Source organism: Streptomyces sp. LS1784, from assembly GCF_020103755.1.
GTDB lineage: Bacteria > Actinomycetota > Actinomycetes > Streptomycetales > Streptomycetaceae > Kitasatospora.
In genome coordinates, this window is record NZ_JAHSQD010000026.1 from 24,111 (window position 1) to 35,719 (window position 11,609).

An 11,609-nucleotide genomic window follows, 5' to 3' on the forward strand; every position below is an offset into this window, starting at 1 on the left:
CCCGGCGGCGCCGGCCCGCACCCACTACGAAGCCGAGGAGCCCGCCATGGCCCAGCCCGCCGACCACAACCCCGACACGTGCATGGGCATCTGCTGCGGTACCTGCGCCCACTGCGGCCGCCAGTTCGACCCCGACGACACCCGGCACGACGGCAACGCCCGCCACCACCTCAGCGACTTCTGCCGCGCCTGCGTCGACCGATGCCACGACAACGACAGCGCCGACCACCGCTGCGTCATCTGCGCCTGAGAGGACATCCAATGAGCCAGCCCACCGCCCGCGAGCAGCTGCTGAACGCCCTGTGCGACCCCACCGAGTACGACGCCGACGTCCTCGGCCTGCCCGAGCACGAGGCCTCGCACCTGCTCGACGCCTACCGCACCGAGGTCCGGGAACAAGTCGCTCAGGAGATCGATGCGGCTTGGCAGCGCTCACGCACCGAACACCCCGATGAGCCCGCCATGCTCATCCGCCGCCTTGGCCTCGCCCAGGCTGCCCGCGTTGCCCGCAGCGAGCCCGCTGGCGGTGCCCGGTGACCGACACCCCGACACCCGCCAGCCTTGCCGAGCGCATCGTCCAGGGCCTGCTTGCCGCCGCCTACTCGTGCGACGGCACCGACTGCCGAGCTACCGAGGACGAGTGCGAGGCCGCTCACCCGGTCCGCCGGCCCGAGCCATGGCGTCACGTCGTCCGGATCGACGGAAGTCCCGAAGGGCTCGCCGCCGCCGTGCTGGCCGTGGTGCAGCCCGAGTTCGACGCCTACGAGACCGCAATGCGACGCCTCCAACAGCAGCTCCAGGACCAGGGCGCCGCCGCCCGCGACACGACCAGCTGAGGACCCGCCATGACCAGTCGGCCGCACGGCTTCACCCGCTACGTCACCGACGGCTGCCGCTGCAACACCTGCGGATGGGCCCGCCATCAGTACCAGGTGCGGATCGACGCCCTCAAGGCCAACGGTCAGTGGCAGCCCTACATCGACGCAGCACCCGCCCGCGCCCACCTCCAACAGCTCCAGGCCCAGGGACTCGGGCTCCGCCGGATCCAGGAACTCAGCGGCATCGACCGGCCCAGTCTGCAAAGGATCCTGCACGGTGACCGAACCACGGTCCGGCCGGCCACCGCCCGAGCCATCCTCAGAACCCGCCCCACCCTCGACGACTACGCACCGGCCGCCGTCATCGACGCCACCGGCACTACTCGCCGACTGCAAGCCCTCGTCGCTGCTGGCTGGCCGTACGCCTACCTGGCCGACCGGCTCGGCCGAACCCGCGGCAACTTTTCGTCGCTACTGCGACGGGCCCGCGTCCAGGCACACACCGCCCGCGCGGTACGCGACCTGTACGACGAGCTGTGGCTGACCGACCCTACCGACCACGGCACCGACCCGGCCGCCACAGCCAACGCCCGAACCCGCGCGGAGTCCTACGGATGGGCACCGCCCGGGGCGTGGGACGAGGACGAGATCGACGACCCCGACGCCGCGCCGGACTGGACCGGAGTCTGCGGAACCCCACCCGGCTACTGGACCCACCTGCGCATGGGCACCCCAACGTGCCCGCGCTGCCGCGCCGCGATCGCCGCCCACAAAGCCGAGCGCAAGGCCACGGCTGCCTCACCCCCTGACGCCCGACGCCGCCCGCAACCCCGCAGGCGGCCCAACCCGAGGAGACCACCGACATGGGCATCTGGAACAGCGCCGTCCTACTGTACGGCGTCCCCCTCCCTGACAACCACGACGCCGCCGGCTGGCAGGGCGAGGAGCTCCGCGACAGCATCCTCAACCACCACGACGGCATCGGGCATACCTCCGCCGGCCCGTACGACCGCCACACCACCTACCTCTGCACCGACTACGCCGACGCGGACATGGGCGAGACCGAGACCCTCGCCCCCTTCGACCCGGCCGGGCAGGCCGAGCGCGACGCGCGCCTGCACCACGCCTGCCTGGAACTCGACTACGCCGACCACCCCGAGCCGACCTGGCATCTGATCGCCAGCCAAAGCTGACCCACCCGCCCAGGCCTGCCGCCCACCCCGCGGCAAGCCACCGACCTCCGAGGAGGCCACGTGGCCCTCATCGTTCTCGCCGTCTGCGGCCCGGCCTCCATCGTCGCGATCTACTGGCTCGGCGCCATCAGGGGCGAGCGCACTGAAGCCGAGCAGGCCGAGGCCGAGCAGGACCGGGTCGACGCCGAGTTCATCCGCATCATCACCGCCCTGGAGCGCCAATGACCACCGAGCACACACCACGTCCCGGCCGCACCTGGGAGACCACCACCGCCCGAGCCGAGACCGTCGTCCCCGATGGTGCACCCGCCCCCAGGCCGAATCGCGCCGCACGCCGGGCCCTTACCCGCGACAAGAGGAAGAACGACCGCACCAGCTGACCCCCGCAGAGACCGGTCCCGCCGCCGCCCGCCACCACCCCGCCTGACGCACCTGGAGCCACATCATGACCAGCACCGCCCACACCGACCTCACCCACATCGCTGCCAACTGGCCCGCGCTGCGCGAGCTCCTGGAGGCCCGCACACCCTCGACCTGGCCGCCGGTCATGGGCCTCCAGCACATCGACCAGGACGAGGACCAGCTGGCCGCCGCCAACCAGGCCGCCGCAGTCGAGCGCGCCGAGCGGACCGCCGTCGCCCCTGGCGAGCGACCGGCTCCGCTCCGGGTCTCGATCCTGGACACCATCACCGAGCTGGACGCCGAACTCGTGGCCCTGGCCGACGAGATCGCCAGCTCTGTGCAGCGGCCCGCGTTCACCACCCGGTTCGCCTCGGCGGCCCCGAACGACGACGTGGCGCGCTCGCTCGCCCTCATGGGCCTCAAGGACCAGCAGGACAGCCGCCGGTGGCGTTTCAACATGGCCCACCGAGACGGCGCCCGGGCAGCTACCTGGCTCGCTGCCCGCGTCGAGGGCCAGGACGGCCCGTTCCGGCCTCTCTCGGACAACCAGCGGGCCCGCATCGCCACCGTGGCCGCTGCCATCCGACGCCGCCTCGACCAGGCGCTCGGAGACACCCAGGACGTCACCCGCACCCACCTCCACGTCAAGTGCGGCTGCGGCAGCGCCCTGGAGATGCTCACCGGCTCCGGCGAGCCCCACATCATCTGCCGTCACTGCGGCACACACGCCAGCATGTTCGCTCTGCTCGACGGCCTTGACGCCGCCTGACACCAACCCATCCATGAGGGCGCTCACACCCTGCCCGTGAGCGCCCTCACCCACCGGAGACCACCACCATGAGCACCCTCACCATCGGCGCCTGGCACACCGCCGAACTCCACGGCATCGCCGGCCCCTGGGTCATCCACGGATACGCCACCATCTGGGACCTCACCACCGGACCCGACGGCACCCAGTGCGCGACCGTCGAAGTCAGCACCCCCGGCAGCCGCGACCACGGCCCCCACTACGCCTACGCCACCGGGCTCATGAGCGCGCTCACCGACGACCGGATCGAGCTCATGAGCATCGTCACCCCGCAGCCCGGGCCGAGCCGGATCGTCCTTGGCGCCGAGCCCGAGTGCCTCCTCGGCGACGCCGATGCCGAGCACCACCAGGCCCGCGCCGTGAGCATCCTCACGGAGTGGCAGCCACTCCCGGATGGTGACGGCCCGCTCGGCGTGAGCGCGCTCTCGTGGCTCGCCCGAGCCGTCCAACGCGCCGACGACAGCCGGGCCGCCGGAGCCGACCGAGACCGGCTCGTCCTCCGCCTCGACGCCGGCGGGGTCCCCCGCGACCTCATCGCCCGCACCATCGGCCGCGACCCATCCCGCATTGCCCAGCTCCGCCGCCGTCAGACAGCTGCTTGACGCCCCGGGGGCCTGTGATCCACACTGGCCCCAAGTCCGGCGTGCCCGGACACAGAAGCCACCCGAGAGCCCCGCAGGCCACATGCCGCGGGGCTCTCGGCATTCCCAGAGCGGGAGGCACCATGCAGACGCCCAGCATCGGCCGGGTCGTCCACTACCACTCCCACGGCAGCCCCGTGCAGGACGACGGAACCCAGCGCTACCACTCCGAGCCGCGCGCTGCGATCATCACTGCCGTCCCCGACTACCTGGAGCACGAGCCCTACGACGGCTGCCCCAACGGCAAGCGCGACATCAACGGCACCCCCATCTGGAGAGCCAGCCTCGCGGTCCTCAACCCGACCGGCATGTTCTTCAACGAGAACGTCCCGTACGCCGAGGAACCGACCCCCGGATGCTGGTCCTGGCCGCCGCGCTCATGAGCGCGACCATGGAGATCCCGGTTCACCTGCGCGTGGGCGACGGCCCGGAGTTCCACCTCGGCACCATCGAGGCCGAGCTGGGTGAGGCCGGCATCGACGTGCGGGAGCTACTCGCCGAGTTCCTGGTGGGCGTCGCCGCAGTGGTGCGAAGCACGGCCGCCCCCCAGGGGTAGACCGGTGCCCACCCGCCCCCCGTCCCGGTGCACTGACCCCCAGTGCCCCAACCTCGCCACCCAGCGCGGCCGGTGTGACCAACACCAGCCCACGCCCTGGGCTGGCCGCGCCGACAAGGCTGTGCGGTACGGCATGAGCTCCGGCCGGTGGCGCTCCCTCAAAGCCCGCGTCTCCCGGCGTGACCACGGCTGCTGCTACCGGTGCGGCGACGAGGACGAGGGCGAGCACGTCCTGGACCACATCATCCCGATCTCCGAGGGCGGGTCACCCGACGACCTCGACAACCTCGGCCTGCTGTGCCCGACCTGCGACGCCGCCAAGAGCGCCGACGAGGCACTACGAGGCAACGAGCGGCGCCTGGAGCGCGCCCGGGCCGCACGAGGCCGCTGACCGGCCGCCACGGCCCGACCAGGGGAGTCCCTGGGGGTAGGGGTGTCCAGATCACAGCGGGTCGGTCCCCGGGCCCCGCCGCGGTTAACTCCGCACACGTCTGCACAGAATGACGAAGGGGGGTCCACCTATGGGCAGGACCGCCCAGCCCGCCGCCCTGCGCCTGCTCAAGGGCCGCGGTGACGGCAAGGACTCCGCCGGCCGTCCGGTCAACCAGGGGCCGGCCTTCGTCCGCGTGCCCCCGAACCCGCCGACCTGGCTGACCCGTGAGGCCGCCGCCGAGTGGAAGCGGGTCGTCCCTGGCCTGGCCCGGCTCGGCCTGCTCAAGCCTGAGGACCGGGCTGCGCTCGCCTCGTACTGCGAGGCCTGGTCGGTGTTCGTGGAGGCCACGCAGGTGCTCAAGGTCGAGGGTCTGACGATCGAGGCGAAGCAGGGCCTGCTGCCTCACCCGGCGGTCGGGATCCAGCGCGCCGCCGGCCGCGAGTTGAGGAGCTGGGCCGCGCACTTTGGGCTGACTCCCTCGACCGAGCAGGCCTTGGCGAGGGGGGCCGATGACGCGGCGGACGAGGACAACCCCTTCTCCTGAGCCCGACCTGCCAGACGAGGCGGAGCTGGACCGACTCAAGCTCAGCCCCGAGGTCGCCTGGTACCTCGTCAGCCGGGGGATCCCGCTGCCGGACTGCCCGCCGCTCATCCAGACCCCGAGCCCGGGCGAGGCCCCGGGAGCAGTGTTCGACCCGGACCGGGTGGACCGGGTGCTTCAGGCGTTCGGCCTGCTGCGGCACACCCAGGGCCAGTGGGCCGGCCGACCGCTCCGGCCCGACCCGTGGCAGGTCGCCTACATCCTGGCGCCCACCTTCGGCTGGGTCCGCTGGGACGAGGACGCGGGGGACCACGTCCGGCTGGTGAGAGAGCTCTACGTCGACGTCCCCCGGAAGAACGGCAAGAGCACCCTGAGCGGTGGTCTGGCGATCTACATGACGTGCGCGGACGGCGAGCCCGGCGCGCAGGTCATTGCCGCGGCGACCACCAAGGAGCAGGCCGGGTTCGTCTTCGCGCCGATCAAGCACCTGGCGGAGAACTCCCCGGCGCTGAAGAAGCACGTGGTGGCGCTGAAGGAGAAGATCCTCCACCCCCGCAGCGGCTCCTACTTCCAGCCGATCAGCTCAATCGCCGGCGCCCAGCACGGCGCGAACCTGCACTGCGGGATCATCGACGAACTCCACGTCCACCGCGACCCCGAGTTGGTCGAGACGATCGAGACCGGCACCGGCTCCCGCCGCCAGCCGCTGATCGTCATCATCACGACCGCGGACTCCGGGAAGCGGGAGACGGTCTACGACCGCAAGCGCCAGCGGATCGAGCAGCTGGCGCGCCGGGTGTTCACCGCGCCCGCGGTGTACGGCGTGGTGTGGGCGGCCGAGAAGGACGACGACCCGCACGACGAGGCAACGTGGCGCCGCGCGAACCCCGGGTTCGGGGTCAGCCCCACGCGGGCCTACCTCCAGGCCAAGTCCGACGAGGCGAAGCAGTCGCCCGCCGACCTGGCGAAGTTCTTGCGGCTGCACCTCGGGGTGAGGACGAAGCAGGAGACGAAGTTCCTGACGCTGGCCGCCTGGGACGCCAACGCCACGATCGTGGACGAGGAGTCGCTGCGCGGCCGGGAGGCGTATGGCGGCCTCGACCTGGCGAGCACCAGCGACCTGTGCGCGCTGTGCTGGCTGTTCCCGGACGACAACGACGACTCCCTGACCGCGATCTGGCGGCTGTGGACGCCGGAGGACAACCTGGCGTCGCTCGACAAGCGCACCGCCGGCGCCGCCACGCGGTGGGTGCGCGAGGGGCTGCTGACCGCGACGCCGGGCAACGTCGCGGACTACGACTGGATCAAGGCCCAGATCCTGCGGGACATGGCCATGTTCCAGGTGAAGCGGCTTGGCTACGACCCGTGGAACGCCACCTCGTTGACCAATGACCTGGCGAACGAGCGTGCGCCGCTTGTCCAGGTCCGGCAGGGCTTCGTCACTATGTCGCCCGCGCTTAAGGCGCTTCAGCGGCTTCTCCTCAAGGGGACGCCGCAGCGCCCGATGTTCCGACACGGTGGCAGCCCGGCGGTGCGCTGGCAGGTCGACAACCTGGCCGTGGCGATGGATCCGGCGGGCAACGTCAAGCCCGACAAGGCCAGTTCGGCCGAGAAGATCGACGCTGTCGCTGCGGCCGTCACCGCCATGTCCGAAGTGCTCGCCCGCCCGCGTCGCCGTCGGTCCGCGTATGAGGATTCCGACTTCGAGGCCATCTGATCTGAGAGGGGGTGGCGTCGTGGCGTTGTGGCGCCGCAGGACGAAGGCCCCCGACGGCGGCGGCCTGGTGGTCACGCCGGACGGGCTGCCGGTGGCGGCGAAGGCCTCGCCGGTCACCGACGGGGACGGGGTGCTCGCCACGTTCACCAGCCTGGCCCAGCCGTGGATCTACGACGGCAGGGTGATCATCCCGGACCCGGGCATCCCGCTGCTGGACTACGCGAACGACCCGATGAGCGTCTGGGCCAGCCAGCCCAGCGTGCGCAAGGTCGTTGACTACATCGCCCGCAACTTGGCGGGGATCCCGTGGCGGGTCTACCGGCGCGTGTCGGACACCGACCGGCGACGTGTCACGGACCACCCGGTCGCGCAGCTGCTTGCGGCGCCGTCCCCGACCGTCACGGCCTACCGGCTGTGGCACTCGTTGGCCGTCGACCTGCTGCTGTACGACCGCTGGTGCGCACGAGTGCTGCCGAGTGCGGACACCGCCTCCGGATGGGAGATCATCCGGATCCCGGCCCCCAGGATGCGCCTGGTCTCCGACGGCTGGGGCCGGGTTGCCGAGGTCGTCGTCCAGGGCCCGGACGGCCAGCAGATCGGGGCGCCGCCGCGCGGCTACCTCTTCGACCACGGGTACGCCAGCCACGGCCAGGTCAACGGCACGTCGCCGATGGTGACGCTGTCGCAGATCCTCGCCGAGTCGGCTGAGGCGGTGGAGTACCGGCGCCAGGTGTGGCGCAACGGGGCCCGCGTGCCGGCCGTGGTCGAGCGGCCGGCCGATGCCCCGCAGTGGTCCGACAACGCCAAGTCGCGGTTCCAGGAGTCGTTCAACCGGTTCGTCGGCAAGGGCGGTGCGGCTGGCGGGACGCCGATCCTCGAAGACGGCATGCGCCTGGTCAAGTCGGACGCGTTCGCGCCGAAGGAGACCCTCGACCTGGAGGGGCGCCAGCTCACGGACGCCGAGGTCGCCTCGGCGTACCACATCCCGCCGGAGCTGGTCGGCGCCCGCGCCGGCACCTACTCCAACGTGGACGCCTTCCGGCAGATGCTCTACACGCACGCCCTGGGCCCGAACGTTTCGGCCGCCGAGCAGGCGCTGAATCTGCTGCTGCTGCCGGTCGTCGCCCCGGGCGAGAACGACCTGTACATCGAGGCCGGCGTCGAGGCGAAGTTGCGCGGCTCCTTCCTGGAGCAGGCCCAGGTGTTGCAGTCCGCGGTCGGGGCGCCGTATATGCTGCGGTCCGAGGCCCGCGCGGTGCAAAACCTGCCCTTCGTGGAGGGCACCGACGACCTGGTGACCCCGCTGAACGTCCTGGTCGGCGGCCTCGCCAGCCCGCGCGACACGGCGCCCAAGTCCGGGCGCCCGCGCACGAAGGCGGCCCGTCCGGACGGCCTCGGCACGTTTGACGTCGAGCGCGACGCGTTCGCGGCCGCGCTGACCGCGTGGGCTGAGCGCCAGACCGAGGGCCTGCTGGAGCGCGCTGGATCGGCGAAGGCTGACGCGCCGCCGGACTTCTACAGCTTGTGGGCGGAGTCCTCCCCGGCCCGGCAGGCCCAGCTTGCCGCGCTGATCCAGGTGCACGGTCTGCGGATCGCCCAGATAGGTGCCTGGTCCGTTCTCGACCTCTACAACCCCGGCGCGGACGGCTGGTCGGCGGACGTGATGGATGGCTGGCTTGCCGCCGCTGCCCGGAGCCATGCCGAGCAGTTCGAGCGGGCGGGGTACGCCGCCGTCCTGTCGTCCATCGGCGCCGAGGACGGCTGGCAGGCCGCCCTCAAGACCGCGATGGCCGGTTGGGTTGGCCGGGCGGCGGTCCGGGCGGTCACCTCGGCTACCGAGGCCCGCTCGTTCGGCGGCCACGACGCCGCTGGCGCCTCCGGCCTGACCTACAAGGTCTGGAACACCGGCTCCAAGCCGCGCTCGACGCATGCCCGCCTCGACGGCGACCGGGTGCTGCTGGACGACGTGTTCGGCAACGGCTTGCGCTGGCCGGGCGACAGCGGCGGCGAGGACGCCGAGACCGCGAACTGTAACTGCCGTCTCACCTACGAGCGAGGGGAGTGACCTCGTGCCCCGCACCAAGGAGTGCACCGCCCGGATCAAGGCCGCCGGACCAACGGACGGCCTCGCCGACGGCCAGTTCGTCGCCATCGTCTCGGTGTTCGGCAACGTCGACTCCGTCGGCGACGTCGTCGTCCCTGGCGCGTTCGCCCGCACCCTTGCCGAGTGGCGTGCCAAGGGCGACCCGATCCCCGTGATCTGGTCGCACGACTGGGACGACCCATTCGCGCACGTCGGCATTGTCCTCGACGCGCGGGAGACCCCCGACGGCCTGGAGGTCACCGGCCAGATCGAGGACGTCGACACCAACCCGACCGCCGCCCAGGTCTACCGCCTCCTCAAGGGCAGGAGGGTCACCCAGTTCAGCTTCGCCTACGACGTGCGCGAGGGCGCCTGGGTCGAGACCGAGGACGACCAGGGCCGCTATGACGGCTACTACGAGCTGCGCGACCTGACCCTGTATGAGGTCGGACCGTGCCTGGTCGGCGCCAACCAGGCCACCGAGCTTCTCGCCGCGAAGGCCTCCCAGCTCGCCCGCGGCCTGAAGGCCGGCCGGGTCCTCGCCCAGGCCCACATCGACCGCCTCTCCGAGGCCCATTCGGCGATCGGCGACGTGCTCGCCGCCGCGACCGCGGCCGACGCCGCCAAGACCACCACCGCCCCCGAGTCCGGCCACCGGCCGGCCGTGCCGCCCGCCGCCGCCCCCGAGGCGCCCGCGAAGGCTGCCGGCCCGTCGCCCGCCCAGGTGCTCGCGATGGCACTCACCCGCAAGCACCTGATCGGAGACCCCGCATGAACCTGCGCCAGCAGCTGAAGGCCGCCCTCGACCGGCTCGCCGAACTCTCCGCCCTCGCCAAGGCGGAGAACCGCGACTTCACCGAGGAGGAGGTCACCGAAGTCACCGAGCTGTCCGCGAAGGCCGACGACCTCGACGGGAAGATCAAGGCGGCCGACGCCGCCCAGGCGTCCGTCGCCCGCCTCACCGCGAAGGGCGACCGGCCCGCGCCCGTCCTGGAGGGCGTGAGCGACCGCACCGACGAGGCGCTCGGATCGATCGGCGGCCCGGGCGGTCTCGGCGAGCAGTTCGTCAAGTCGGCGGCCTACCAGACGTTCCGCAGCGCGCACCCGTCCGGGTTCGGCGAGGGCACCCCGATCCAGCTCGACCGCGTCAAGGTCGGCTCCCTCGCCGACCTCCGCGGCGGTTTCAAGGCGGACGCCCCAGTCCAGCAGGTCGGCCTCGGGCGCCTCCAGAACGTCCGGCTTCCCACCGTGGACCTCACCACGCCGATGCCGCTGACGATCCTCGACCTGATCGACCACGGCACCATCGGCGGCCCGTCCTTCGAGTACCTCCAGATCACCGCGGTGACCCGCAACGCCGCCCTGGTGCCGGACGAGATCCTCCCCGCCGACGCCACCACCAAGCCCACCAGCGGCCTGTCCACCAACCTCGCCACGGCGAAGGTGTACACGTACGCGGACGGGTACACCGTCACCAACCAGATGTTGGCCGACGCCCCGGCGCTCGCGTCGTACCTCAACGGCCAGCTGTCCTACAACATCAGCAACGTCATCGAGGACAAGATCCTCAACGGCAGCGGGACCGGCGGGAACCCGACCGGCATCCTGGCCACCAGCGGCGTGCAGAACCAGGCCTTCGACACCGACATGGTCACCACCATCCGCAAGGCCATCACCCGGCTGGAGAACATCAGCGCGCCGATCACCGCTGTCCTCGTCTCCCCCTCCGACAACGAGAAGTTCGACCTGCTCAAGGACGCGCAGGGCCGCTACTACTCCCAGGGCCCGTGGGGATCCGGCCCGGGCACCATCTGGGGCCGCCCCCGGGTCGTCTCCCAGCGTCTGCCCTCCGGCACCGCGATCCTCGGCAACTGGAAGACCGTCAGCCTCATGGACCGCGAGGGCCTCTCGGTGCTGGCGTTCAACCAGCACAAGGACTACGCCGCGCGGAACCTCGTGTACGTGCGCGCCGAGCTTCGAGCCGCCCAGGCCGTGTTCAAGCCCGCCGAGCTGTGCATCGCGGCTCTCGCCTAAGGAGCGGACGACATGCCCGACTTTGAGATGATCGTCATCGACGGCGTCCGCTACCGGCCCGAGGACGCCCCCGCCCGCCCTGCCGAACCCGAGGCTCCGGCCGCGCTGTTCGACCCCGGTGAGCACACCGTCGCCGAGGTGCTCGCGCACCTGGCCGACGCCGCCGACGCCGAGCGTGTCCGGGTCCTGGCCGCCGAGCTCGCGGACAAGGCCCGCAAGGGCATCCTGGAGGCGCCGGCCGAGACCGGGGGCGGCGGTGGCGCTGCCTCCTGACGGCCTCCTCGCCGACCCGGCCGCACTCGCGGTCTGGCTCGGCGTCCCGGCCGACGACCCGCTGCTGCTGGCCGCCCTCGCGGCGGCCAGCGCCCGGTTCCGCGGTGCCG

General features: G+C 71.9%; 16 protein-coding genes. All 16 read left to right on the top strand.

Annotation, left to right across the window (positions count from 1 at the left end; genetic code table 11):
* The first annotated feature begins 46 nt into the window (after positions 1-46).
* The gene (locus tag KS423_RS05945; protein WP_224275789.1) at positions 47-250 is read left to right on the top strand and encodes a hypothetical protein; all 204 of its coding nucleotides are present in this window, start codon (positions 47-49) and stop codon (positions 248-250) included.
* Positions 251-261: 11 nt separating this feature from the next.
* Positions 262-537 (top strand): hypothetical protein, encoded by a 276-nt coding sequence (locus tag KS423_RS05950; protein WP_224275791.1) that lies wholly within the window; start codon positions 262-264, stop codon positions 535-537.
* Positions 534-836, top strand: a complete 303-nt coding sequence (locus KS423_RS05955) for a hypothetical protein (protein WP_224275794.1) — start codon at positions 534-536, stop codon at positions 834-836. Before KS423_RS05950 ends, KS423_RS05955 begins: the two co-directional genes overlap by 4 nt.
* Before the next feature lie 845 nt (positions 837-1,681).
* Positions 1,682-2,011 carry a hypothetical protein gene (locus KS423_RS05960; RefSeq protein ID WP_224275796.1) on the top strand — a complete coding sequence of 110 codons (330 nt, stop codon included), beginning with the start codon at positions 1,682-1,684 and terminating at the stop codon, positions 2,009-2,011.
* 60 nt (positions 2,012-2,071) lie between these two features.
* Positions 2,072-2,236, top strand: coding sequence for a hypothetical protein (locus KS423_RS05965; RefSeq protein WP_224275798.1), 165 nt, complete (start codon positions 2,072-2,074; stop codon positions 2,234-2,236).
* A gap of 220 nt (positions 2,237-2,456) precedes the next feature.
* Positions 2,457-3,182, top strand: a complete 726-nt coding sequence (locus KS423_RS05970) for a hypothetical protein (protein ID WP_224275800.1) — start codon at positions 2,457-2,459, stop codon at positions 3,180-3,182.
* A gap of 68 nt (positions 3,183-3,250) precedes the next feature.
* Complete coding sequence (locus KS423_RS05975; protein WP_224275802.1) at positions 3,251-3,823, top strand: hypothetical protein; 573 nt, start codon at positions 3,251-3,253, stop codon at positions 3,821-3,823.
* Between the two features lie 122 nt (positions 3,824-3,945).
* Positions 3,946-4,245 (top strand): hypothetical protein, encoded by a 300-nt coding sequence (locus KS423_RS05980; RefSeq protein WP_224275804.1) that lies wholly within the window; start codon positions 3,946-3,948, stop codon positions 4,243-4,245.
* Positions 4,218-4,418: a hypothetical protein gene (locus KS423_RS05985; protein ID WP_224275805.1), complete on the top strand. Its 201-nt coding sequence runs from the start codon at positions 4,218-4,220 to the stop codon at positions 4,416-4,418. The genes KS423_RS05980 and KS423_RS05985 overlap by 28 nt, the downstream gene beginning before the upstream one ends.
* 133 nt (positions 4,419-4,551) lie before the next feature.
* On the top strand, positions 4,552-4,809 hold the full coding sequence (locus tag KS423_RS05990) for an HNH endonuclease (RefSeq protein ID WP_224275807.1): 258 nt from the start codon (positions 4,552-4,554) through the stop codon (positions 4,807-4,809).
* Between the two features lie 130 nt (positions 4,810-4,939).
* Complete coding sequence (locus KS423_RS05995) at positions 4,940-5,395, top strand: phage terminase small subunit P27 family (RefSeq protein ID WP_224275809.1); 456 nt, start codon at positions 4,940-4,942, stop codon at positions 5,393-5,395.
* The gene (locus KS423_RS06005) at positions 5,361-7,109 is read left to right on the top strand and encodes a terminase large subunit (protein WP_263454534.1); all 1,749 of its coding nucleotides are present in this window, start codon (positions 5,361-5,363) and stop codon (positions 7,107-7,109) included. The genes KS423_RS05995 and KS423_RS06005 overlap by 35 nt, the downstream gene beginning before the upstream one ends.
* Positions 7,110-7,128: 19 nt before the next feature.
* Positions 7,129-9,174 carry a phage portal protein gene (locus KS423_RS06010; protein WP_224275811.1) on the top strand — a complete coding sequence of 682 codons (2,046 nt, stop codon included), beginning with the start codon at positions 7,129-7,131 and terminating at the stop codon, positions 9,172-9,174.
* A 4-nt stretch (positions 9,175-9,178) separates the two neighbouring features.
* Entirely contained in the window at positions 9,179-9,967 is a 789-nt protein-coding gene (locus KS423_RS06015; RefSeq protein WP_224275813.1) for an HK97 family phage prohead protease, read from the top strand.
* Positions 9,964-11,226, top strand: a complete 1,263-nt coding sequence (locus tag KS423_RS06020; RefSeq protein ID WP_224275815.1) for a phage major capsid protein — start codon at positions 9,964-9,966, stop codon at positions 11,224-11,226. Before KS423_RS06015 ends, KS423_RS06020 begins: the two co-directional genes overlap by 4 nt.
* A gap of 12 nt (positions 11,227-11,238) precedes the next feature.
* A complete protein-coding gene (locus tag KS423_RS06025) occupies positions 11,239-11,499 on the top strand; it encodes a hypothetical protein (protein WP_224275817.1) in 261 nt (86 codons plus the stop codon).
* The last annotated feature ends 110 nt before the right edge of the window (positions 11,500-11,609 follow it).